Origin of the sequence: Methanobrevibacter oralis (genome assembly GCF_001639275.1) — an archaeon.
GTDB lineage: Archaea > Methanobacteriota > Methanobacteria > Methanobacteriales > Methanobacteriaceae > Methanocatella > Methanocatella oralis.
Genome location: NZ_LWMU01000058.1, coordinates 1 through 24237, shown reverse-complemented (window position 1 = coordinate 24237; position 24237 = coordinate 1). Strand labels below are relative to the sequence as shown.

Below are 24237 nucleotides of genomic sequence, written 5' to 3'. Positions count from 1 at the left end.
AATATGAATTCGTTGAAAATAAAAAATAAAGATTAATAATTGAGAAAAAACAAAATAGAGAAAAAATATCTAGTTAAAATTTAAAAACAAGAAAAATTAAGAAAAAATGGATTTATTGACAAACCCCCAAAAAAAAGTTTATTTAGTTAAATGAAGGTTATTGATTATAAAAATAGTTAAAAAGAAAAGAAATGATGAATTATTCATCATTATAAAAGTCGTCATTTTCGTAGTCTTGTTTTATTGCTTCAATTTCGTCTTCGTTTAAGATTTTTGCAATAACTGATTCTTCATCAATAAATTTTACTTCTGCAAAACTTATGTCAGTTATTTTATCATATATTCTCCCTGCACTCATTGTTCCTTTTATCACTGTTTTTGTACTGTTAGCTATGTAGCCTACTTTTCCAATGTATTTTATTTCACAGGCGATTGCTTCTGTGTCATAATCGTTTTCTGGTTCTTTTACAAGTTTTATGATGGATCCTATTTTAAAGACTTTGTTTCCTTCAAAGTTTTTTAATCCAACTACTGTTGTATATAATTCTAAATTTGTGTACTCCATTTTAGTCACCATATTGATATAGTTATATTATTATTTATTAATTCTTTATAAATAGATTGTCTTTAATCATAATAATTTTCGAAGTTTAAATAATAATATTTAATAATACATTTGCATATAATATTTTTATGTAAAAATTGTGCTTAATTTGATGAATTAAGATTGTATTTTATGTGGTATTATGGTTGAATTAGATGAAAAACAAGAAGAAATTGTTTATTACAATAATGGAAATCCTTTAAGTGTTGAAGCAGGTCCTGGTGCAGGTAAAACACGGGTTATTATTGAAAAAATTAAATATTTAATTAATGATGTTAAAATTGATCCTGAAAGTCTTTTGGTAATTACATTTACAAGAAAAGCTGCAGAGGAACTTGAAAATCGATTAATTAAGTCTAATATTCCTAAAAGTGTTATTGATTTGATGCAAATTTCAACTATTCATGGTTTTTGTTCTAAAGTATTAGATGATAATGGTGCAGTTGGTTTAGATGTTATTGGTGATGAGTTAAGTGAGAAGAATATGATGTTTATATCGAAACATCTTGTGGATTTGGGTTTTGTTGATGAATATAAAATAAAAACAAAAGATGTTATAGATGTTATGCGTAAATATGAGGAATATACTTTATTTAAAGTTAATACTGGATGTTTGGTTGATTATATTAGGCAAACAAGACCAATTTCAAAGTATTATTTGGATTTTGTTAAAAAGTACATGGAAGAGAATAATGGGGAATTTCCATTTGATGATATTATGGATGATGATGAGTTAAAAAAATCTTATTATAATGCTAAATATTTAAAAATTGCTCAATCTTATCCTACTTATATTAAACTTTTAAATGATGAAAATTTAACGAATTATTCATTAATGCAAGTTAAAACACTTGAAATTTTAGAAAAATATCCTCAAACTCAATTTAAAAATATTTTAATTGATGAGTTTCAAGATACAGATCCTGTTCAAATTAGAATTTTTGAAATTTTAATGGAACATGCTGATTCATTTATGGTTGTAGGAGATATTAATCAAAGTATTTATGGATTTAGAGGAGCTATTGAAAATTATTTTGAAAAGTTAAATGGAAAATATGGTGATAATATTGAACAAAAATATTTATCAACTAATTATCGTTCAACTAATCAGATAATTGATTTTTCAGAGAAATTCATTGGTAATGGATGTGAATATGGGGGGAGTCGTGATTTAAATCGTGATATGTATTATATGGTAAATAATGATCATAAATCAGAAGCTCAAAGTATTTTTGACCTGGTTTTAAATCTTAAAGCTACAAATAAAATTAATGATTATTCGGATATTGGAATTTTATTTAGGTCTGTTAAAAGTAAAACAAATTCTATTAAACCATTAATTGAAAAATTAGAAGAAAATAACATTCCTTATCAAGTAAAAGGATTAAATGATTTACTTGAGAAAGATGAAATTAAGTCAATTTTAACATTAATTTATCATATTATTAAAAGTGAAGATGTCAATAGTCATATTTTTAATAGCTGGGAATTGGATTGGTTAAATGTAAAAGCTTTTACAGGTGAAAAGTTCAATCAAGTATTAGTTAATCTTTCAGATGAGACAAAAAATATATTAAACAATGTTCAGGATAAGTTTGAAGCAGAAGTCTTAGAATGTGAAAAAGAGGTTCATAAGGAATTTACAGGCAAATCTAGTAGGATTAGTGTATTTTATGGTGTTTTTAAAAGAAGAGATAAAGAAGAATTGATTGAAATATTTAATAGAGTGAAACGCCCGATTTTATCAAATGAAAATTTAATAAAGTGGGGTGTTCAAAATAGGGATGATTTAACTTTCTTTTATTTATTAAATGAGCTTAGAAGTGATTATTTAAATGATCATGTTGAGTGGAAAGATAAAGATACAATACTTGAAATATTTTATAAACTATTAAAATTAACTAATTATTTAAATGAAGATTTTATCAATGCACCAGAAAATGAGTATAAAGTTAAAAACTTAGCTATATTAACTAAAACATTATTTAATTATGAGCAAATCCGAAACCCTAAAGATTTAACTGGAGCATTTTGGTTTTTATATCAAAATATTAGTGAATATGATGCTTGCTGTTGGGATGATGAGGGCCTTCAAATAATGAATGTTCATAAAGCTAAAGGATTAGAATTTCCCATTGTTATTGTTGCATCACTAACAAAAGATAAATTCCCTTCAAAATTTAAAAATCCGAATCCTGAAAAAGGATGGGCATTTATCAAAGGTAAAATGAGGTCAGTTTATTATACTCCTTATCATTGTTTAGAGTATAAACCATTTAAAAATGAACAAGATGAAAAAAAAGCACATGATAGTGAAGAAGAAAGAATTATTTATGTTGCACTTACAAGAGCAAAAGACACATTAATCTTATCTACAGTATCTGATGGTAGTGAAGAGTTACTAGCCAGTGCAATGAATGATATTGGAGGATATAATATTGATAATCATAAATTTTCATCAGTTCCCAAAGGTCCTGAAAAAATTCATAATTGTATTAATAATAATTTAACATACTGTAAACCATTAGTTGATAATTATGAAGACATTGAAGCAATTGTTTCTAAAAATGATAAAAAGGAAGATGAAATTATCAAATTAAGTTTCACGTCACTCGAAAATTATTGGCAATGTCCTTTTAAGTATCGCTTAGCTAATGATTTAGGTTTTAGAACTTCCGAACCAAGACATATAAGTGATGGAATTTTCATACATAAAGCATTTGAAATTATAAATAAAAAAATCAAAGAAAATAATAATATTTACATTGGTGATGAAAAAGTCACCTCAGAAGTAGTTAATTTATTTTATAGAAGTAAATTAAAACAAGATGAGGATAAAGATAAAAAATTAGAAAGAATTACGGAGGATATTTTATATTATTATAATAATGAGGGTAAAGATTTAGAAATAATCGATTCTGAAGTCCCATTTTATATTAAAAATGATAATCTTCATTTGCATGGAATAATAGATTTGATTTACAGAACTAAAGATGGTAAACTTGGTATTTTAGATTATAAAAACACTAAATCCGAAAATAAGTATATTCAGAAATATATTAAGCAATTATATACTTATGTGATTGGTTTAAGTTATAATGACCATAAATACTCTAATCAAGATATTGATGAGTTAAAAATTTATGCAATCAAATCTAAAAAAATGATTTCAGTTCCAATAAATCATGTGGAAATTGAAGATTTATCACAAAATATTGACGATGTTGTTTCAAATATTAAAAAAGAAAATTTTTCATCTTCAAGTTCAAATAAATGTGACAAATGCAGATTCTTTTTAATTTGCAGAGAACAAAAACAATTTGATTTACCTCCTATAGATTTTATGTTAAATTCTGATGTGGTGTTATAATGTCCTGGAAAGATGTTGCAATGTTAATTACTGTTGGTACTGGTGTTGGAGGGGATGATGCTAGAGATAGCTTGGCTCATGGAATTTTATTTTCAATTATTCATCATCGCCCAAAAAAAGTTGTATTTTTTGGTTCAGATGATTCAAAAAACACGATTATTTCATTAAAAAAACAGTATTTGAAAGAAATTGGTGAAGAATTAGATTATGATGAATTTATTTTGGTTAATGAAATTGATAGCTTTAGCAAATATTTTAGAGAAATAAAATATAAGATTCTTGAATTAAATAATGATTATGACATTGTTATAGATTATACTTCAGGTACTAAAACAATGACAATGGCTGCTGCTTTTGCTTCAATGTTATATAGGAAAAAACTAATTTTTATAAATGGCAAACGTGAAAAAGGCATTGTAATTAAAGGAACCGAAAAGGCTTCTTCACAAAATCTTTATTTAGTCTATGATGAGTTAATGATATCTAAAATTAAAGAATTATTTAATATTAATCGTTTTGAAGCGGGTAGAGTTTTACTTGAGGATATTGTTGATGATAATAATGATAAAGAGATTTATGCTCGTTTATTTAATATTTATAATTATTTTGATAAAGTTGATTATGAAAATGCTTTTAAATTATTTGATAAGGATTTTTTAGGGATTTTAATTAAAAAATGGCCTCATTTAAGAGGTAAATTTATCGATAATAGGAGATCTATTCAAACAATGACTGAAAAAAATAATAAATATAGATGTTACTATATTTTAGCAAGTTTATTAAATAATGCTCGAAGGAGATATGAGGAAAATAAGTATGATGATGCTATTGCTCGTTTATATCGTTCTTTAGAGTTAATTGCACAAATTAGACTCATTAAACAATATAGCTTATCTTCTTCCAATATTGATGTTGAATATCTAAAAAAACGTAATTTAGATGAAGAATATATTGATAAACTTTCAAATTTGAGAAATGAGCAAGACAACATTAGATTGAGTCTTTTTCAAGATTATGAACTTCTTTGTTATTTAAATGATGATTTGGGCATATTTTTTATGAATAATAAAAGTGAAATTTCTAACTGTTTGGAATTTAGAAATAAATCTATTTTAGCACATGGTTTAAATAATCTGTCTAAGGAGGAATATTATAAATTTGAAGCAATAGTTTTAAAAATAGCAAATATTTTAAATGAAAATATTTCAGATTTTTTAAATCAGACAATGTTTCCGTATTTTGATTAATAGAATAGTTTAAATCATTCTATTTGATCTAATTTTATGTTTAGCTCATGAAAATTTAGAAGCTGCGAGTTTACTTTTTGAAAGTTTGTGTATTCGCGATTTATTAAAATTAAAAGAAAGAAAATTTAGCTATAATTGGTGGTGGTAAGATTGCTTGTAGTGAAAAGGGCCGTGTTAAGATAATTCCATACCCACTATTATGCCCGTAGCTAAGTTTTATTAGTTACTCATCAAAATATTAGTTATAGCTTTCTTTAATCAATATTATTTTATACTATATTCTATTTAACAAGGGCTTAAGTTGCGTATATTGGCTACTGATTCATTTCAGATTTCGGAGTTTAACGTGTTGTAGTAATAACCTTTCTTGTTGAGTAGTTCTTCATGAGTTCCTGCTTCTATAATCCGTCCATCATCGATCACGATTATCTTATCGGCATTTTTTATCGTTGATAATCTATGGGCAATTACAATGCTTGTTTTTTCTTCCGTTAGCTTATCCATTGCTTTTTGAATTAGCTTTTCTGTTCTTGTATCAACAGAGGATGTTGCTTCATCTAATATTAGGATTTTTTTATTGGCCAGTAATGTTCTAGCTATTGTTATGAGTTGTTTTTGTCCATGGGAAATATTGTCAGTATCTTCATTTAGTATGGTGTTATAAGCTTTTGGAAGCTGTAGTGCAAAGTCATCTACATTTACCTGCTTTGATACATTAATAATTTCATCGGATGTAGCATCTAATGAGCCATAGCGGATATTTTCCTTTATAGTATCACTAAATAACCAAGTATCTTGTAAAATCATACCTATTAGTGATCTTAAATCATCTTTTTTAAATTCACGAATGTCCCTGTCGTCTATTTTGATTTTACCACTATTTACATCATAAAATCTCATAAGTAGCTTTACAATTGTTGATTTTCCAGCTCCAGTTGGGCCAATAATAGCTACTTTTTCACCCTTTTTAACTTCAAAGGTTATTCCTTTTATAATTTCTTCACTGCCATATCCAAAGTGAACATTATCAAATTCTATGGATTCTTTTAAATCATTTATCTCAAGGCTTCCACTTTCTATTTCATCGTCATGTTCTAAAAATTCGAATATTCTCTCGCTAGCTGCCATTGCTGTTTGTAGCATGTCCATTATTTTTGTAATTTGTTGGATTGGTTGTGTGAAGTTTTTGACATATTGGAAAAAGGCTAAAATATCTCCAACTGCAATGGCTTTTTGTAAAACAAATATTGCTCCTAAAACAGCTATTAAAACATATGATAAATTTGAAATAAAGTTCATTATAGGTTCTGTTAGGCTTGAATAGAACTGGGATTTCCATTCATTTACATACCATTTTTCATTGCTTTTATTAAATTCCAAAATAGCTATTTCCTGACCATTATATGCACTTACAACGTCATGTGCGGTGAATACTTCTTCAATTTGTGCGTTTAATTCTCCTTTGTAATTTAGTCTTTTTTTGAAGTATTTTTGTGATTTTCTAGTTACAAGAATTATCAATCCAAAGCTTGTTGGAATTAGTATGAGGTTAGCTAGACTCATCCATATATTAATGGACATCATCATTATAAAAACCCCAATTATTGTAATTATTGCTGTTATAAACTGTAAAAATGTTTGTGTTATTCCCATTTGAATTGAATCTACATCATTTACAATTCTGGATAATATGTCTCCCCTCTTTTTATTATCAATTTCACTCATGGGCATTGAGGTTACTTTTTTTATTAGTTTTTTTCTTAACTTATAGCTAATTTCAGTTGATATTTCAACTAAAAACCAACTTTGCAGGTATGAAAATATGGCACTTATTATATAAAGCACAATGGCAATGCCAAGTAGCCAAACAAGTAGTTTGAAGTCAATGCTTCCTGTGTGGTTTAGGTATAAGTTTATTCCTTCAAATATGCATGTTGTTGCTTTTCCAATTAAAATAGGTCCTAAAACAGTAAATGCTGTACTTAGTATTGCACAGATTATAGTAATGGCTAACTTGAATTTATAGTCTTTTAAAAGATTTAGTAGGTTTTTAAGTGCATTTTTAGTGTCCGTTGGTTTTTGCACAAATCTTCTAGGGCCTCTCATGAAATCACCTCATCAAGGCCTTCTTGAGACTCTACAATTTCCCTATAAATTCTGCATTTATCTATCAATTCGAAGTGTGTCCCTTTATCAATAATTTCGCCCTTATCCAAAACGATTATTTCATCTGCATCTTTAATTGTTGAAATTCTTTGTGATACAATTAAAATTGAGCTATTTTCTTTTATCTTATTTAGTGATGATTTTATTTTTGCTTCTGTTTTCATATCAAGGGCTGAAAAACAGTCATCAAATAAGTAAAAATCATGATTATCTACCAAGGCTCTTGCAATAGCTAATCGTTGTTTTTGACCTCCGGAAAAGTTATCTCCTCCTTGAAGCACTTCTTTTGATAAATCATCTATAAAATCAACTTCAGATAATGAAAGGGCTTTTTTAATTTCTGAGTCTGTAGCATTTGCTTTTCCAACTTGAATATTGCTTTTTATATCTCCTGAAAAAAGCATGGCTTTTTGTGGTATAAAGCTGATTTTTTTTCTAAGTGTTTTTAAATTAATATTCTTAATGTTCTCTCCATTAATTAAAATTTCACCTTTACTTACATCTTGAAGACGAATTATTAAATTGAGAATGGTTGATTTACCACTTCCTGTTGCTCCAATAATAGCTGTGGTTTTATTAGGACTTAATTTAAAATTAAGATTTTTTAAGGTTTCTTTTTCACTTTTTGGATATGAAAATGTAACATTTTTAAATTCTAATTCAAGATTATCGCTTAATTGCGTAATATTTCCACTTTTAATTGTTGGTCTTATTTTTAAGACTTCTTCAACACGTCTAGCTGAGACTAAAACTCTTGGAAGCATCATTACAAATGCACCAATCATAATAAATGAGGATACAATTTGTGTTGCATATTGAATAAATGCAATAATGTCTCCTGTTAAAAGACCTCCACTAATGCTTTGATAAGCTCCAAAGTAAAGAATAGCTACTGTCATTAAATTTAAAATTAAAGTCATAGCTGGCATTAGAATTAAAAATCTTCTAAATACATATAAGTTAATTCCTCTAAATTCCTTATTTGTTTTATCAAAGCGTTTTTGTTCATGATCCTTTCGAACAAATGCCTTTATAACAGGTATTCCAGTAATAATTTCTCTTGCAGTTTGATTTATCTTATCAATGGTTTTTTGCATTTTTTTAAACATTGGAACGACTTTAACAATGATGATTGAAAATAAAATAGCTATTCCAATAAATGTTACAATAATAATCCATGATAAGTTTGTTCCCATTTGCCAGGCTTTAATTATGCTTCCAATTCCAATAATTGGTGCAAAAAGAAGTGTTCTGAAAATCATTCCTAGAATGTTTTGTATTTGATTAACATCGTTTGTTGATCTAGTAATGAGTGACGCTCTTGAAAATTTGTTTAGCTCATGATTTGAGAATTTTAAAACTTTTTTAAAGATTAGCTCTCTTAATTGCATAGCATATGTAGATGCAAATCTACTAGATGTTAGTGATAGCAATAATGTAGATATTACGGATATTGTAACCATTAACATCATTTTAAATCCAATATCATATATTACTCCTAAATTAGTATGTTGAATACCTATATTTACAATATCTGCTGTATAGGAAGGTAGTGATAAATCACAGTATGCCTCAATAAGGAGTAATATTAAAATTAGAGCAATATAATGTATTTTATTTTTAAGGGGTTTTATTATTTCAACTATCTCTCTCACCATTTCTTATTTTAATTACTAATTAATATTAACTTTTGTAATACATTTGCGAAAACATGCTTTAATTACAATTTTATAATATGTCATTTGGGTAATTGTGGATAGGTTACCACGGGACTAATCATGATCTAACAGATGATGAATTTTATAATAGAAAAGTATTTCGAATCTAATAACTTTAAAATATACGAATCTATTCAATTTGATAAATTTCCAATAACTATTTTTAATTCACAAACAAACTCTGAAAAGTTAATGGATTTTGTTTTAAAACTTCCAGAAAGAATTTATGAAAAAAGTTCCAATAAAATTAAAGGCGTTTTAATTTTTATTGATGAATTTCAATTATTAAAGAGCTAGATAACTATATGGATTTTTATGGAAATTTAGGGGTTATATTAGGATCAAAGACATGTTGCATATGTGTTTTCGGATTCTATAGGTTTAAGTGATAATTTAACTTCTGAAATTGCAAGTAGACAAGGTGTTTATGGAGTAAATCTTAAACGTATTCAAATCGCATTTAAACTTGGAATTTCTGCTGGTTCTCTAAGTAATTCTTCAAATAAACTCCAAAAATTAGATTTAATAAATTTTAGCAATGGATTATACTGAATATCTGAGCAATCATTAACTAGGTGGTTGAATTTAGAATTTAAGAATAATGTTGCTTCCATATAGGTTATAAAAAGTTAAAAACTTCATCAGCAGAATTGGCTATTTTAACTAGATTATTATCATTTTCATATAAAAAGCCTTGATTTTCCATTTCATCTAACATTTCAATCATTTTATCGAAGTATCCATCAATATTAAAAATAATAATAGGTTTTTCATGCCTTTCGAGTTTTTTAAGGGTTATTATTTCGAAGAATTCATCTAGTGTTCCAAGCCCACCGGGAGTTATTATAAATGCATCAGAATTGTTCAAAAATTCATTTTTACGCTCGTCCATTGTTTTAACATCAATAAATTCGCTACATTCATCATATATTTCTTCAAAATTACTAATCCAATTAGGAGCTATTCCTATTGTTTTGCCGTTGTTTTTAGATACTCCCCGTGCGGTAGCTCCCATCATACCATTTTTACCACCGCCAAAAATTAAGGTGTGGTTTTTACTAGCTATTTTTAAACCTAGTTCATATCCTTCGTTAAGGTATTTTTCAGATATTTTATTGCTTCCAGATCCATATACACAAATATTCATAAGCATCACTAAATATCAGGGGTTTGCTCTGCTAGGCACAAATGGCAGATTGCATGTTCATTGTCTTTTTGATTGTCTTTGACAGGGCAGTAGTATGTGCCTTTTCTATTTTCAACTTTTAAACTACCTGGAAATTCGCTTCCTACGGGATGAATTGGTTCATTTAGAATGAATGTAGTGTAAAGTGATGTTATTACATATATTAGGGGGAATTTATCATCATCCACATTGTAAGTTTCACTTCTTTCTTTTTCAAAAGTGGTTTTAAGTAGTGGAAATGAGTTAATGAATTTATTTTTATCAATATTCCCCTTTAATTCATCATCATTATCCAGTACTTCTTTCATGCGCATTAAGAAGTTTTCAATATAGATTTTTAAAAATTTTTCACGATATTGCTTTTGGACATATTCTCCGTCTTTTCTCATACGGGCTGTTGCTAACATTAAATCATAGGGGGAAATATTTCGAGCATATTTTTTCAAAATTGTAATTAGCTCTTTTTTTGAAATTTCCTCTTTAAGGGATAATTTATTTAATTCATCTAAAATTTTAAATGATTTCATACTTTTAGTTTGAATTTAATAATATAAAAATTAATATTAACAAGGGAGAAATTCATTTCCCCCTCCTTGACAAATACACAAACTCTTATTTAAAGAATTTACGTGGCACATAAAACCACTTTTACAACTTTAAAGAAATTCCTTTCTTTATAGTTGGCGGGATTTAGTGAGAACAAATGAGTACCGAAAAACTCACATAAATCCCTAAAAACATTTATATTAAACTATATTTAATGTTTCTAACTTAGTATATATCTTTACCATTATTTAAATTATTGTAATTTTTATCTAAAATTTTGATTTTTGCATAAACTTTTAATAATAATAAAACATAGTGTAATACATAAAATTAAGTTTATGATTATATGATTACTATTACTAGAAATGAGGAAGTTGTACTGGATCAAGTAAGGGTTTTTGATGTTGAATATCCGAATGGTATTCCACTTAATGCATTGAAAAGGGAGTTAGGTTTTCATGAGTATGATTTAGTTTTAATTTTAAATGAACTTGCAGATAAAAATCTTGTTGGTTTTAAGGATAATATTATTAAAATTACTCATCATGACAAAGAGATTAATACGGTTAATTCTAAGAAAGATATAAAGCAATTAGAGTTAAACATGAAAGAAGAAGCTTCTTATGAATTAATTAAAAAATTAGTTGATGATAAGGGATTAATTTCAAGATACACTTTAGAGGGACATTTGTTATATGGTGATTTAGGCCTCTCCAATTTTAGAATGTATTATATTATTTTATCTCTTCAAAATAAAGGTCTTTTAAAATCCATTAAAAAGGACGATGGGGAATATTACTTACTTGTAAGTTAAATTTCATGTATTATTTTTTTTAAGCATTATTATTAAATGAGTATTATTATTTTAAATTTTAATCATAATATTTATATAATTGGAAGTAATATAATTAATTAATAATTTAATAAAGTTGAAGTGTTTTTATATGATGAGAATAAGTATGTCATTACCTAAAAAATTATTGGCCGATTTTGATGAGGTATTAAAAGAGAGAGGATATCAATCTCGATCAAAAGGAATTCGTGATGCTCTTCAAGATTATATTGTTAGATATCAATGGATGAACTCTATGGAAGGAGAAAGAATTGGTATTGTCACTGTAATTTATGATCATCACTATACTGGAGTCATGGAAAATTTAGCAGATATTCAACATGCTCATAGAACTGAAATTAACACTAGTATGCACATACACATGACTGATAAGTACTGTATGGAAATTATTGTTGTTAATGGAGATATAGGTCAAATTCGTGATTTAACTGAGAAAATCATGAGGCTTAAGGGTGTTGAGCACGTAAAACTTACAAGTACTGCTAATGGTGAGGACTTCAAAGATCCAGATCATTTACACAATCACTCTCATTAAATAATTTTTCATGAAATTCCAAACCACACATTATCATTTTGATTTACTAAAGGATAATGAACGTATTTCAAGTTTTTTTGAAGCAATCATGGATTATGATGGTAGGAAAAACTTGGCATATGATTTAGGATGTGGTAGTGGAATTTTATCTTATTTTTTATCTTCTAAATTCTGCCATGTAATCTCTATTGAAAGTGATAATGAAACATATGAATGTGCATTAGGTAATTTATCTAGCTTTTCTAATGTTAAAATAGTTAATAGTGATGTTTTAGATTATAATTTTAATAAAAAAGCTGATTTGATCCTATGTGAAATGATGGATACTGCCTTAATTGATGAAGAGCAAGTTCCAGTAATTAATCATGCAAGAAAATTTCTTAAAAAAACAGGCAAAATTATTCCACAAGGAATATTTAATATTGCCCAGCTTGTTAATCTGGAGAGGGAGTATATTCATTGGGATGAAAATTCAAACCATGAAATACTATCTAATGAAGTAATGTATTCTCAAATCGACTTTTTAGATGAAATTAATCCTCACTTTGAATGTAATATTCCCTTTAAAATAAAAAAAGATGGGTTAGCTAATGGAATTAAAATCACAACAATTACAAAACTCACAGAAAATATAGTTTGTGGACCTACACCAATGTTAAATCCACCTTTATTAATCCCACTTAGTAGTCTTCAAGTAAATGAAAATGATTTAATAAAAGTAAATCTAAAATATAATATGGGAGAGGGGATTGAGAGCATAAAAACTAAATTTATATGATGTGATAATATGTCTTTGGAGTCTCAACTAGGCGATTTTTTATATTCTTATGAAAAATTGATAGTATTGGGCGTGGGTAACGTCCTTAAATGTGATGATGGTGTTGGACCATTTATTATAAAAAAATTAAAAGATGAGGGCATTGAAACTAAAAAAATAATGTTTATAGATGCTGAAACAGTCCCTGAAAATTTCACAGGAAAAATTAAAAAAGAAAAGCCAAGTCATTTAATTATTGTGGATGCTTGTTTAATGGATAGACAACCTGGTGAAATTAAAATAGTTAATAAACACGATTTTGCAAATATAGGTATTTCAACTCACTCAATGTCTTTATCATTCTTTGTAAGATACTTAGAAAAAGATGGAGATTATAGGATTATTTTTGTAGGAATTGAACCTGAATCAATGGATTATGCAGATAAACCTACTTGTGTAGTTGAAAATGCAGCCTATGAATTTATCGACACGCTTAAAGGGATTTTATGAAACTTTTGTTTATCGGTTCAAGATTATATGATGATATAAATTGGTATGTAAAAGAAAAAAATATTGAAAGTATTCTAACGGAATCAAATGAAGAAGCTATTAATTTAGACTTACCTGACCAGGTTTTTATAGTTCCTCGAGGAATGGAAGGACCAAAACAAGTTGCATTAATGCAAAATGTAGATGCAATTGTCCCATTAATTGGAATAGATCCTCCATTAATAGATGTAGCTTATATGAAAGAGGAAATTGAAAAAGAATACAATATTCCAGTTATTGCTGCAGGAATTCGCGCAGTTGATTTAACTTCAGATAAAATTAAAACTAAGTCTTTTTATGATGAAATTAATGTAGTAACTCCAACTTATCAAATATTAAATGATCCAGAAGACTTAACACTTGATTTTCCAGTTGTATTAAAACAAGGTCATGGCCAAGGTGGAAGAAATATTAAAATAGCTAATAATATAAGTGATGTTAAGGAATACTTTAATGATTTTGATGTTGCATTATGTGAGAAATTTATTGAAGGAGCTGAAATTTCAATAGAAGTTCTTTCATATAATGGTGAGATAATTCCGCTTTCTCCAATATATAAAGGAGAAACTACTTTGGAAGGAACTCATCCTTTAAATAAAGTTAAAAATGGACCTTGTCAAATTGAGGGTCTAGATAATAATTTAATTCAACATGTAGCCTATAAAATAGCTAAAAATCTTGACTCTGATGGTATTTTTGAAATGGATTTCATGTACTCAAGAATTGATAATCAATTATATGCAATTGAAGTTAATACAAGACCAAACGGAACTAGATATTTAACCGCAGCTACTTGTGGAATAAATTCTCTTTGTGAATTGATTAACATGGCAATTGGTGAGTTTTCTATTAAAAACATACTAGATAAAATGGAATATAATTATGCTTGTGAAATTCCAGTAGGTTATTTTAATGGTAAATCTCCAAAAAACCCTGCAAAATCTTTTAAACATAATGATTATGTTGTACATGGTCCAGAAGCTTATCAAAGAATTACATTAAAGGCAAAATCAAAGAAAAATTTAGAAAATTTAATTGATGAACTTGGCTTATAACTTATAATGTTAAATAGTATTACCAATAAAGTATTTACCAGTTGTAAATTTTTAATTGTGTGGTTATATGAATAATACAGGAATGTTAGTTCTTTTTTTAATAACATTATGTGCTACAATTTTTTTCACATATTATGTTAGAAGAATATTACTAAAAGCAAGGATTGCTGATAATCCCATAGTCAGTGAACATAGACATAAAAGCGGAACTCCTACGATGGGAGGAATCGCCTTTTTATTTACTATTTCATTAATAATTTCTCTTTATTATCAAAATACACAGATTTTAATAGTTTCATTTATAATGCTTGCAGGAGGAATTGTAGGTTTAGTAGATGATTTAATTGGTCTTAAAGTTAAAGAAATCCAAAAAATCGTTATAAACACGTCTAATGAAATGATTACTCTTGGAAGATTGGATGTAAAGCCTAATGAAGAAGTTAGGGTAGCTACTCCTAAAGCAAAAGCTGAAATAGATGAACTTTTAAAACAAGAAAAAGTAGAAGTTGTTGGTGAAGTTCCAATTAAAAGTGAACCTGAAGAACTTGAAAAAATAATATGTCAGATTGTTTTAGGACTATTCTTAGGATTAACTGGTGCTGTAACCACACTTGGGGGATTTAATTTAGGATTATTATCTGTTCCAATTGTAATTGTAGCTATTTTAGGTTGTATTAATTCAGTTAATTTAATTGATGGAATGGATGGATTAGCTGCAGGAATTGTAGGTATTGCTTCAATATTCTGTTGTATTTATGGCTATTTATTTGGACCACTTACAGCAATACCACCATTTTTAATCTTATCAGCAATTTGCATAGGATTTTTAGTGTTTAATAAATATCCTGCTTCAATATTTATGGGAGATACTGGATCTTTTGTATTGGGTACTGGTTATGCAGCAGCAGTACTTGTATGTGATATTCCTTACTTTGGAGTACTTGCATTAGCTGTTCCAATTATATCTGTTGTTGTTAGCTTGCTTCATAGGGCACACATCATTAAATTACCAGTGGAACCGCTACACCATACTTTAAATCATTATGGGATGTCTGAGACAAAAATAGTATATAGCTATTGGGGAGCTACTTTAATATTATGTGTAATTGGAATTTTAGCTAAATTCTACATATTTTAGGTGCTTAAATGAATATTAATGATTTGGCTTTAGCAGTTGAAGGTGAACTAACAGGTAATAATGATTTTTTCACTAAGGAAGGATTCACTGGAAGATTCACCTTTTTAAATGAAGCAAAGGAAGGAGATATTGTAATTAGGCATTGGATTAATGGAAAAGGTATTGGAATTGCAGCAAGTAAAAAGATAGCTTGCCTTATTACTCAAAATCCAAAAGATGATGCAGTAGAATTTGCAAAAAAACTAAACTTCCCATTAATAGTTACAGATAAAATTGAACTAGCTAATGCTTATGCATTATCATGGACAATAGATACTTACTCCCCTAATTCTAAAAATATTGTTATAACAGGTACAAATGGAAAATCAACTACTTCTCATTTGATTTATCATATTTTAAAAAATGCAGGATTTCATGTGTTAACAAATACTGATAGTGAATCGGAATTTAACACATTGATTGATCCTATGATTTCTAAATTAATAGCTGATGAGGTTATTAATAATGGAAACTTAGATTATTTAGTTATTGAAGTATCTGAAGTACAAGGTTGGCTGGGTAAATTAATGCAACATCATGCTTTTTTAATGGCTAATGCCCTAAAGGCTGATGTCGGAGTTATAACAAATATTGCAATGGATCATATTGGGCTTGTAAATTCAATTGATGAAGTATTTGATGAGATAAAAACTGTTCCTGAAGCTATTCGTGATGCTTGTGTTTTAAATTATGATGATGAGTTGGTTAGGAAATTAAAACATAAAAATGTCTTTTATTCATCAATGAATAAATTAAATATGAATAATGCAGTTTACTTTAATGATGGAATATACTATAAAGATGAATTAATTGTTAAAAAAGAAGATCTTCCATTTATAAGCAATCATTTTATTCAAAATATTTTATCTGCTGTTGGTGCGTGTATTTCACTTGATCTGTCTATTGATAAAATAGCTAGTGGGGTTAAGTCATATAAGGCATTAAATAGAAGATTTACTAAGTTAAATGATAAACCACTAATATATGATGATTTCGCACATAATCCCGATGGAATTAAAGCAACAATAGCTGAAACTCTTAAACTTCTTAAGGAAAATCAGAAATTATTTGTAGTTTGCTCAATTAGAGGCTCAAGAGGTGTTGAAATTAATAAACTCAATGTAAGGGCTTTGGTTAGTTCATTTAATCCTAATATTGAACTTATATTATCATCTAGTAATGATGTTGTTGATAATTTAAATCATGTTAATCAGGATGAGCGGAATATATTTTTTGAGGTTTTAGATAAAAACAACATTCATTATACTCATTTTTATAATTTAGAAGATTCTTTAAGATATACATTAAATAAAGCAGATAATAAGGATATTATATTATTAATTGGTGCACAGGGAATGGATCCAGCTAATGGCCTTTTAGAAAATATTCTATAAATTTAAATATTATATTATTTAATATAATATATTGTATTTATTTTTAATGAATACTTTTAAGAGGAAATTAAGATGTTTATAAAGATTAGAAGAGACACGTTAATAATTTTATTACTGGCGTTTATTTTGATTCTTTGTGGTCGTTTAATTACTTATGTAGCTTTTGCATCATCTGATGAAGTAAATGATGGTATTCCAATTTCTGGAGTTATTGTTAAAGGTAATGATATAGTTCCAGTGGATATCATAAGAGCGAATGTGATGCAGGCTGGTTTTAGGGATGGTAGTGTAATATACGGTGATGTATTAAAAACTTCTAAAAGAGAAACATCGCTACAAGATGCTATTCAGACGGCTCAAGAATTTGCAACACGGTCAACAGTTCCCGGTACATCTGTTCAACCAATTACTGCTGCAGATGTTCAAGTTGATAGAAACACGGGTATTGTAACAGTAACTGTTATAGAGGACTTTTCTTCTGTAGATTTATCGAATAAAACGAAGGAGCAGTGATTGATTGAGAAAATTACACGTGTTTGCTGTATTTTTCGTAATACTTATGTTAACTATGAGTAGTGTTTCAGCTACTTGTAACATTATTGTTATTACAGATCCAACAGGTCAAGATCCTAATGGTGCTGCAGCAGGAAGTATGTCCTTTGCACAAAACATGTTCCAATCTACATTTTTAATGTCTAAAAATAATCATTTTGCAGTACTCTCAGGGGGTACTGGTTCATCTGATACAAGGTTGGAATCTATTGTTGATGTTATAGCTAGTTTAAATAACAACGTTTCTGCAGCTTCAGCAGCATCTCTTGCATCTCAATACAAAGGAGCTCGTATTGTAGTAGGAGGTCCTGAAATTGGTGCTGCAGTTGGCGGTTCATTTAATGCTTATGTCATTACTGTTGATGGTTCTACTGGTGATATTAAGGTAACCCCTTATACGAGTGGGGTAGCAGTTTTACCTCCTGGTCAGAAAGGAGCTATTATTCACTTGAGAAACACTCAAGGAAATCCATTATATGGTACTGCAGATAGTGTTCGTAAAGAAACAGCAATGAACATTGGTAAAATGATTAGGGATGGTTATCCTGCAACTACTATATTATCAGAAGCTATGGGTGAAGTAGCTCGTGATTCTGGTGAAAAATATGGTGGGGGTGGAGTAAACCTAGTATCTGGTGTTTCAACAGAAGACATGTTCACTCCAACTGATATGAATGTAACGGGTTATCCAATGGATGAGCCATATTCTAAGGTTTGTGATGATTGTGGATGGGCTATGGGGTATCCTGCAGCTGAAGCATATGATAAATGTCCTGTTTGTGGGGGAAGTTTAAGAACGGTTTATGCATATGAAGCATTAGGTTCTGCGATTACTGTTAGTTCAGATTCTATTAGTGTTTCAGTTTATGGAAGTGATAAACCAGGTTTAGCATCGACTACAAAAGAAATTGTTGAAGCGTCTGTAGCTAAAAATGGATATGATGCGTCAGCTATTGCTTCGTCTATTAATAGGGCTATTAATAATGGTCTTTTAATGGGAGTTGATCACGTTGAACCCAAGGACTTAAATGTAAAACAAGGTTCAAAAGCTGTTGGTGTTTATTATACTGCATTACCCGGAGATAGATCTTCACCATCATGGGATTTGCCAATTGATGAAGGAATCTTAAACATTTTAGGAAGTATTCAAACGGCCGTTGGAATTATTTTAATACTTCTTGTAGTATTTAGAAGCAGATTATTGAAATCTTTCCAAAACCGGTGACTTACTCACTTTTTTTATTTTTTTATGAGGTATTATTATGGCTTTAATTTTAATTAGGGGAGAAAGCAATTCCAAATTACTTAATGCAATAGCGGACATGGAAAGACATGGTGAATTAAATTTATCTTCAAAACCAAAAGTAATTGATGCTAAATTTGCAGATTCATTAGTTGAAAATATTTTAAAATCAAAACTTAGAACTACATCTAAAGTAGCTACTGCATTTTTTGTAAAAGAAGACACAACATTAAGTATTATGCAAATAAAGAAAATCCATCCGCCTGCTCATGTAGTTGTAGTTAGTGATGAATATGCAGGTTATAAAGAACTTAAAGAAAAATTATCTAATGCAAGAATATTTCAAGGATATCATTCCTTTAAAGCTCAAAATGATGGTAAAATTGATTATAGCATAAAAGGAGAAAATAGACGAATTAAAAATAATAAATTAAGTAGCTATCCTCATAAATAGCTATTTTCTTTTAATTTTCATTATATTTCCAAGAGTTCTCTCATCTGAAGACGAACTCATGTATTGTTCTAAATCTAAGTTACCTACTTTTTCAAGTAATTTAATATTCAGGGTTTTTTCTAGTTTTTGAGTAACTTTATTATCGGGTATCATTTTTCCAGCTTCGATTTTAGAGATAACCGAAACTTTTTCATTGATTTTTCTACCTAAATCCTCACGAGACCAATTTTTAGTTTCTCTTGCATTTCTTATTTTATCTTCAAAACCTTCGATTAATTCTTCTGTAGGTTCGTCTTTTTTTGAATACTTTTGAGTTTTTGAAGGAGTAGAAGGTTTATTCTTTTTTCTTTGTGTAAATTTTGGTTTAGACTGTGCTTTTTGAATCTTGCCTAATTTTGCACATTCACTACATACAACCATAACTGATCCTTCGATTTTTGCTCTTATTGGGTTATGTTTATTTACGGGTTTTCCACAAATTTCGCATTCCATGTTAATCGATTTTTCCATTTTATTTAATAATTATGTTAATATATTATATATTAATTTTTAGTTTAAAAATATACAAATGAATACCTTTAAATAGGTTAATGTTACTAAATGTTATTAAAGTAAAAAAAATTATATCATGGAGATGATTCACATGAATGATATTAATGACTTGGAAAACACATCTAAAGAAGAATTATTTGATGAGATTGAATCTCTAAAAGATGAAATTAATTCTCTTAAAGATGAAAAAACAAAAGCTAAAAGTAATCTAATGTGGAAAGTTAGGAAGTTAGAAAAAGATAAAGTCCTAATCGAAAATGAAAAAATCAGATTAGAAAGAGAAACTAAGTCCTTACGTTCCGAAGTGGAAAGATTTAGGTCTCCACCTTTAGTACTAGCTACCATCACTGAAGTATTAGATGATTATAAAATGATTGTAAAAAGTACTACTGGTCCTAGTTTTTTAGTTAACTATTCAAAATTTTTAGATGAAAAATTATTAGTTCCAGGTTCAAGAGTTGCTCTTAATCAACAAACTTTTGGTATTGTTGAAATATTGCCATCAGAAAAAGATGCTAATGTAACTGGAATGGAAATCGAAACAAAACCTGATGTGACTTATGATAGTATTGGTGGTTTAGAAGAACAAATAGTTGAGGTAAAAGAAACTGTAGAGCTACCTTTAACTGAACCTGAATTATTTAAAAAAATAGGAATAGATCCTCCAAAAGGAATCTTATTATATGGACCTCCAGGAACTGGTAAAACATTACTTGCAAAGGCAGTAGCTAATGAAACAAATGCAACATTTATTAAGATTGTAGCATCTGAATTTGTTAAAAAATACATTGGTGAAGGTGCAAGACTAGTTCGTGAAGTATTCGAACTTGCAAAAGAAAAAGCTCCAGCTATTATATTCATCGATGAACTTGATGCAGTTGCAGCTCAGAGACTTAAAAGTTCTACAAGTGGGGATAGGGAAGTTCAAAGGACTTTAATGCAATTACTTGCAGAACTTGATGGGTTTGAATCAAGGGGGGATATTGGAATTATTGGTGCTACTAACAGGCCAGACATTTTAGATCCTGCATTATTACGTCCAGGACGTTTTGATAGGTTCATTGAAGTTCCACTTCCAAATATTGATGGAAGACGTGAAATTTTAAAGATTCATTCTAAAAACATGTCCTTTGAAGAAGAAGCAGATATTGATTTGCTTGCAGATTTAACTGATGGTCTATCTGGTGCTGATTTAAAAGCAGTATGTACAGAAGCAGGTATGTTTGCAATTCGTGAAAAGCGTGATGCTATAACAGTTTCTAACTTTATGGATGCTGTTAATAAAGTCATGTCTAAAAATACTGAAAATGAATTTAATTTAGAACCAGGCGTAATGTTTGGTTAGGATAATATAAGCCTATGATGAACCCTATGAGCTCTGATATGTGATGAATGATGGGCGAGCTGAGGCTTTATATTATTAATCTTTTTTTTGTAAAAATATATTTAAGATGTAAGTTCTAATATTATAATTATGTTATTTAATAAAAAGGGTAGTAGTGCATCTGAGAAAATACTTTATCAAACAAGACCCAACATGGTTGTTGCTTGTAAAAAAGTGATTTATGCAAGTATATTAATAGCTATTTTAATATTTATAGCACCTATTATTGTGGGATTTATCTCAGAAATGCAAGTATATTTAATATCTTATGTTAAATTATCCCTAACAAAGTATACTGCAATTGCTCTTTTTGTTTTAATACTAATTATTGTTCTTTATATGATTTGGCAGCTGATTGGATGGTATGCCACTGAATACACATTAACAGATTCAAGAATCATTATAAAATCAGGTGTTCTTAGAACTAAAAAATCTTACATGCCATATGCAACAATTCAGGACGTTAATACTTCTCAAAGTATTTTAGATAGAATTATTAATGTAGGAACTATTTCATTGTATAGTGCATATGATAATAGTCAATTAGAATTAGCCAATGTTTCAAATCCTTCTGAAATTGAAAACATAATATTTTCAAATATAAGAATCCCTCCACAGCAATCTTATATTCCAAGCGAAAAAAACTTTTTAAGGCCAAAAGAAGAGCGTTATGAGGAAGATTATTATTCTGATGATGACTATATTACTCCAATTCATAATGAACGTGAAGAATTCTATCAAAAAGCTTTAAATGATGATTATGAATATTATCCTGAAGATTTAAATTATAATCAACCTAAAAGATACGAATACGAAGATTTAGATGATTTAGTTGATAAAGGCATAAGATATGAGGGAGCACCTAATTATTATCCGAAACAACAACAATATTCACCTAAACTAAATGAACGTGAAAATTACACAGATAAAAATCAAGAAGAAGTTTCACAAATAGTTGATGAAAGTAGCGAAGGTGCAATTAAACGGCATTTTGATAAATTTAAGAAATAATTCATTGATACTACGACTTCTGATTTTGATGTATGTATTATGGGAGCAGATCCAATAGGCTCCACAATCGCAGATTTACTTTTGAAAAATAATTTAAAAGTAGCTATTGTAGAGAAAAACAGGTTATCCACTTCAATGTGATGGAAACATGTATCAATCAAAAAACTAATAAAAGAATTTATTAAAAGAGAATTAATATAAGATTATACCATCATTTTTTATTAAAAAAGTACCAATATTTGGATTTAGGTGAATTCATGGAATTATTATGTATACAATCACAAGAACATCCATTTCTACCAATAGCTGAGCTAAAAGCAGTAATTGAATGTGAAGAAATGGAATGTAATTTAGAAGTAATAATTAAAGGCTTAGTCATAATTAAAGACATAAAAGCAGAAAAAATAAATGAATATTATAAAATTCTAATAAAAAGATTAGGTTATACTCATGAAATCCATCAAATAATAAAAAAATCCACAACAAATGATTTAAATGAAGATGTTGAAGATATTGATTGGAGTTATTATATTAAAGATACTTTTGCTGTAAGAGTTAAACGTTTCTTCTCAAAAATTGACACTGTAGCAACAGAAAGAAAAGTAGGTTCTGTAATTTTAAATAATACACGAAATATTAAAGTTAATTTAGATAAACCAACATCACTCATAAGATTAGTTGCATTTGAGGATACAGTGTATATATCTATTGAGAAATATAAATTAGATAAAAAACACTTTGAAGATATAAAACCTCATAAAAGACCTTTTTTTTACCCAGGATCAATGAGTCCAAAATTAGCAAGGTGTATGGTTAATTTATCCAGAGTTAAGAAAGGAGATTTGCTACTTGACCCATTTTGTGGAACTGGAGGTATTTTAATCGAAGCTGGATTAATTGGATGTAAAGTAGTTGGTTCTGATATTTATTGGAAAATGAAAAATGGAACAGCTATTAATTTAGAATTCTGTGGAATTAAAGATTATAAAACATTTAATCTTGATGTTCGCGAACTTAAAATGTATGAAAAGGTAGCTAGTGTAGTTACAGATCCACCATATGGAATATCTACTTCAACAGGAAATATTGATGGTGATGATATTTTTAAAGAATTTTTCAATGCTATTTATGATAACATGAAAGATGATGCATATTTATGTATTGCTTCTCCTCATTATGTGGATTTAAAACCAATGATGGATGAGGTAGGGTTCAAACTAGTTGAGGAATATGAAATTAAAATGCATAGAAGTTTAACAAGAATAATTTCAGTAATTAGAAAAAATATTTAATTGTTTATATGCTAACAGTTATCTTTATATAGTAGTATAATAATTTTAGCTTTATTTCATTTGTAAAAATAGCTATTTTTTCTTATTTAATAATTTTTTTATCTTATTTTTTATTTTAGCTCATATTAATGAATTTAAAAATTTTTTAATAAAATTTTATTTAAAATTTAAATTTAATAGAATAAGGATTAAATAACTATTATTTTTTAATATTTAAAAATTTTTATCAGTTATATTATTATTAATATATTATTGCAATACATTTTAGTTAATTTTGTTAGTCTAATTTCTCTGCCTATAAGATGTGCTATGTGTTTATGGCGATGGTTTAAGTTAATGTTTTTACAAAACTATGATGACTGCTTTTCCACATATAGCTATACAATTTGTGAGTGCCCAAGTTTTTTTTGGGTATGATGTTGGTTTTGTAGAATGAGGAAATTGGTTACAATTTTATATGTACAATTGTGTAATTACTCGTCTATATTTTTTTTAGCGTACTTCATAATTATTCTGTATACTTATTATTATGATCTGTTATGTGTTCAATTCTGTTTGATCCTGGCAGATGCTACTGCTATTGGGATTCGAT

The 24237-nt window shown here is 28.2% G+C and carries 23 protein-coding genes; 17 read left to right on the top strand and 6 right to left on the bottom strand.

Translation table 11 applies throughout. From position 1 onward, the window contains the following. Nucleotides 1-199: 199 nt before the first annotated feature. The gene (locus MBORA_RS04380; protein WP_042694869.1) at nucleotides 200-565 is read right to left on the bottom strand and encodes an HIRAN domain-containing protein; all 366 of its coding nucleotides are present in this window, start codon (nucleotides 563-565) and stop codon (nucleotides 200-202) included. Nucleotides 566-746: 181 nt separating this feature from the next. Here MBORA_RS04380 and MBORA_RS04375 point away from each other — a divergent pair, with 181 nt between their 5' ends. Then, nucleotides 747-3974: an ATP-dependent helicase gene (locus MBORA_RS04375; RefSeq protein ID WP_052331877.1), complete on the top strand. Its 3228-nt coding sequence runs from the start codon at nucleotides 747-749 to the stop codon at nucleotides 3972-3974. After that, nucleotides 3974-5221 carry a TIGR02710 family CRISPR-associated CARF protein gene (locus tag MBORA_RS04370; RefSeq protein WP_042694868.1) on the top strand — a complete coding sequence of 416 codons (1248 nt, stop codon included), beginning with the start codon at nucleotides 3974-3976 and terminating at the stop codon, nucleotides 5219-5221. The genes MBORA_RS04375 and MBORA_RS04370 overlap by 1 nt, the downstream gene beginning before the upstream one ends. Before the next feature lie 327 nt (nucleotides 5222-5548). Here the strand turns inward: MBORA_RS04370 and MBORA_RS04365 are convergent, their stop codons facing one another. Both MBORA_RS04365 and MBORA_RS04360 read right to left on the bottom strand, forming a co-directional pair. Then, complete coding sequence (locus tag MBORA_RS04365) at nucleotides 5549-7306, bottom strand: ABC transporter ATP-binding protein (RefSeq protein ID WP_232817573.1); 1758 nt, start codon at nucleotides 7304-7306, stop codon at nucleotides 5549-5551. Nucleotides 7307-7323: 17 nt separating this feature from the next. Further along, on the bottom strand, nucleotides 7324-9045 hold the full coding sequence (locus tag MBORA_RS04360) for an ABC transporter ATP-binding protein (RefSeq protein ID WP_082853381.1): 1722 nt from the start codon (nucleotides 9043-9045) through the stop codon (nucleotides 7324-7326). 135 nt (nucleotides 9046-9180) lie between these two features. Between MBORA_RS04360 and MBORA_RS04355 the strand changes: the two genes are divergently transcribed. Beyond that, entirely contained in the window at nucleotides 9181-9402 is a 222-nt protein-coding gene (locus MBORA_RS04355; RefSeq protein ID WP_169805463.1) for a hypothetical protein, read from the top strand. 63 nt (nucleotides 9403-9465) lie between these two features. Then, on the top strand, nucleotides 9466-9657 hold the full coding sequence (locus MBORA_RS04350) for a hypothetical protein (protein WP_042694864.1): 192 nt from the start codon (nucleotides 9466-9468) through the stop codon (nucleotides 9655-9657). A gap of 67 nt (nucleotides 9658-9724) precedes the next feature. Here the strand turns inward: MBORA_RS04350 and MBORA_RS04345 are convergent, their stop codons facing one another. Together MBORA_RS04345 and MBORA_RS04340 are read right to left on the bottom strand one after the other, a co-directional pair. Continuing rightward, a complete protein-coding gene (locus MBORA_RS04345) occupies nucleotides 9725-10252 on the bottom strand; it encodes an LOG family protein (RefSeq protein WP_042694862.1) in 528 nt (175 codons plus the stop codon). An 8-nt stretch (nucleotides 10253-10260) separates the two neighbouring features. Next, entirely contained in the window at nucleotides 10261-10818 is a 558-nt protein-coding gene (locus MBORA_RS04340; RefSeq protein WP_042694861.1) for a DUF2115 domain-containing protein, read from the bottom strand. Nucleotides 10819-11183: 365 nt separating this feature from the next. Here MBORA_RS04340 and MBORA_RS04335 point away from each other — a divergent pair, with 365 nt between their 5' ends. The 10 genes from MBORA_RS04335 to MBORA_RS04290 all read left to right on the top strand — a co-directional run bounded on the left by MBORA_RS04335 (nucleotide 11184) and on the right by MBORA_RS04290 (nucleotide 19406). Next, on the top strand, nucleotides 11184-11651 hold the full coding sequence (locus tag MBORA_RS04335) for a hypothetical protein (RefSeq protein WP_042694860.1): 468 nt from the start codon (nucleotides 11184-11186) through the stop codon (nucleotides 11649-11651). A gap of 130 nt (nucleotides 11652-11781) precedes the next feature. Then, a complete protein-coding gene (gene nikR / locus MBORA_RS04330) occupies nucleotides 11782-12225 on the top strand; it encodes a nickel-responsive transcriptional regulator NikR (protein ID WP_042694857.1) in 444 nt (147 codons plus the stop codon). 10 nt (nucleotides 12226-12235) lie between these two features. Then, a complete protein-coding gene (locus MBORA_RS04325; protein WP_063720283.1) occupies nucleotides 12236-13003 on the top strand; it encodes a methyltransferase domain-containing protein in 768 nt (255 codons plus the stop codon). Nucleotides 13004-13012: 9 nt separating this feature from the next. Next, nucleotides 13013-13492: a hydrogenase maturation peptidase HycI gene (hycI, locus tag MBORA_RS04320; protein ID WP_232817572.1), complete on the top strand. Its 480-nt coding sequence runs from the start codon at nucleotides 13013-13015 to the stop codon at nucleotides 13490-13492. After that, nucleotides 13489-14586 (top strand): ATP-grasp domain-containing protein, encoded by a 1098-nt coding sequence (locus MBORA_RS04315; protein WP_063720282.1) that lies wholly within the window; start codon nucleotides 13489-13491, stop codon nucleotides 14584-14586. The genes hycI and MBORA_RS04315 overlap by 4 nt, the downstream gene beginning before the upstream one ends. Nucleotides 14587-14641: 55 nt before the next feature. Continuing rightward, on the top strand, nucleotides 14642-15724 hold the full coding sequence (locus tag MBORA_RS04310) for a glycosyltransferase family 4 protein (RefSeq protein ID WP_081738426.1): 1083 nt from the start codon (nucleotides 14642-14644) through the stop codon (nucleotides 15722-15724). Nucleotides 15725-15732: 8 nt separating this feature from the next. After that, nucleotides 15733-17157 (top strand): Mur ligase family protein, encoded by a 1425-nt coding sequence (locus MBORA_RS04305; RefSeq protein WP_042694853.1) that lies wholly within the window; start codon nucleotides 15733-15735, stop codon nucleotides 17155-17157. Nucleotides 17158-17229: 72 nt separating this feature from the next. Next, on the top strand, nucleotides 17230-17670 hold the full coding sequence (locus MBORA_RS04300; RefSeq protein WP_042694851.1) for a membrane protein: 441 nt from the start codon (nucleotides 17230-17232) through the stop codon (nucleotides 17668-17670). Nucleotides 17671-17716: 46 nt separating this feature from the next. Next, nucleotides 17717-18934, top strand: coding sequence for a membrane protein (locus MBORA_RS04295; RefSeq protein WP_042694882.1), 1218 nt, complete (start codon nucleotides 17717-17719; stop codon nucleotides 18932-18934). Nucleotides 18935-18971: 37 nt separating this feature from the next. Next, on the top strand, nucleotides 18972-19406 hold the full coding sequence (locus tag MBORA_RS04290) for a DUF356 domain-containing protein (protein ID WP_042694850.1): 435 nt from the start codon (nucleotides 18972-18974) through the stop codon (nucleotides 19404-19406). On the opposite strand, the gene MBORA_RS04285 is transcribed toward MBORA_RS04290, so the two are convergent. Continuing rightward, complete coding sequence (locus MBORA_RS04285; protein ID WP_042694849.1) at nucleotides 19407-19898, bottom strand: multiprotein bridging factor aMBF1; 492 nt, start codon at nucleotides 19896-19898, stop codon at nucleotides 19407-19409. Nucleotides 19899-20049: 151 nt separating this feature from the next. Here MBORA_RS04285 and MBORA_RS04280 point away from each other — a divergent pair, with 151 nt between their 5' ends. From MBORA_RS04280 to MBORA_RS04270, 3 genes are all read left to right on the top strand, one after another. Next, a complete protein-coding gene (locus tag MBORA_RS04280; protein WP_394296265.1) occupies nucleotides 20050-21303 on the top strand; it encodes a proteasome-activating nucleotidase in 1254 nt (417 codons plus the stop codon). Between the two features lie 129 nt (nucleotides 21304-21432). Then, nucleotides 21433-22353 carry a PH domain-containing protein gene (locus MBORA_RS04275; protein ID WP_063720281.1) on the top strand — a complete coding sequence of 307 codons (921 nt, stop codon included), beginning with the start codon at nucleotides 21433-21435 and terminating at the stop codon, nucleotides 22351-22353. A 257-nt stretch (nucleotides 22354-22610) separates the two neighbouring features. After that, nucleotides 22611-23645: a TIGR01177 family methyltransferase gene (locus tag MBORA_RS04270; RefSeq protein ID WP_042694847.1), complete on the top strand. Its 1035-nt coding sequence runs from the start codon at nucleotides 22611-22613 to the stop codon at nucleotides 23643-23645. Nucleotides 23646-24237: the final 592 nt, after the last annotated feature.

Coding starts and splice junctions, on each gene's coding strand:
- MBORA_RS04295 (WP_042694882.1), top strand. CDS start 17,717: ATGTTAACTATGAGTAGTGTTTCAGCTACTTGTAACATTATTGTTATT.
- nikR (WP_042694857.1), top strand. CDS start 11,782: ATGATGAGAATAAGTATGTCATTACCTAAAAAATTATTGGCCGATTTT.
- MBORA_RS04335 (WP_042694860.1), top strand. CDS start 11,184: ATGATTACTATTACTAGAAATGAGGAAGTTGTACTGGATCAAGTAAGG.
- MBORA_RS04355 (WP_169805463.1), top strand. CDS start 9,181: ATGAATTTTATAATAGAAAAGTATTTCGAATCTAATAACTTTAAAATA.
- MBORA_RS04380 (WP_042694869.1), bottom strand. CDS start 565: ATGGAGTACACAAATTTAGAATTATATACAACAGTAGTTGGATTAAAA.
- MBORA_RS04325 (WP_063720283.1), top strand. CDS start 12,236: ATGAAATTCCAAACCACACATTATCATTTTGATTTACTAAAGGATAAT.
- MBORA_RS04315 (WP_063720282.1), top strand. CDS start 13,489: ATGAAACTTTTGTTTATCGGTTCAAGATTATATGATGATATAAATTGG.
- MBORA_RS04270 (WP_042694847.1), top strand. CDS start 22,611: ATGGAATTATTATGTATACAATCACAAGAACATCCATTTCTACCAATA.
- MBORA_RS04360 (WP_082853381.1), bottom strand. CDS start 9,045: ATGGTGAGAGAGATAGTTGAAATAATAAAACCCCTTAAAAATAAAATA.
- MBORA_RS04280 (WP_394296265.1), top strand. CDS start 20,050: ATGAATGATATTAATGACTTGGAAAACACATCTAAAGAAGAATTATTT.
- hycI (WP_232817572.1), top strand. CDS start 13,013: ATGTCTTTGGAGTCTCAACTAGGCGATTTTTTATATTCTTATGAAAAA.
- MBORA_RS04300 (WP_042694851.1), top strand. CDS start 17,230: ATGTTTATAAAGATTAGAAGAGACACGTTAATAATTTTATTACTGGCG.
- MBORA_RS04345 (WP_042694862.1), bottom strand. CDS start 10,252: ATGAATATTTGTGTATATGGATCTGGAAGCAATAAAATATCTGAAAAA.
- MBORA_RS04305 (WP_042694853.1), top strand. CDS start 15,733: ATGAATATTAATGATTTGGCTTTAGCAGTTGAAGGTGAACTAACAGGT.
- MBORA_RS04285 (WP_042694849.1), bottom strand. CDS start 19,898: ATGGAATGCGAAATTTGTGGAAAACCCGTAAATAAACATAACCCAATA.
- MBORA_RS04290 (WP_042694850.1), top strand. CDS start 18,972: ATGGCTTTAATTTTAATTAGGGGAGAAAGCAATTCCAAATTACTTAAT.
- MBORA_RS04275 (WP_063720281.1), top strand. CDS start 21,433: ATGTTATTTAATAAAAAGGGTAGTAGTGCATCTGAGAAAATACTTTAT.
- MBORA_RS04375 (WP_052331877.1), top strand. CDS start 747: ATGGTTGAATTAGATGAAAAACAAGAAGAAATTGTTTATTACAATAAT.
- MBORA_RS04370 (WP_042694868.1), top strand. CDS start 3,974: ATGTCCTGGAAAGATGTTGCAATGTTAATTACTGTTGGTACTGGTGTT.
- MBORA_RS04340 (WP_042694861.1), bottom strand. CDS start 10,818: ATGAAATCATTTAAAATTTTAGATGAATTAAATAAATTATCCCTTAAA.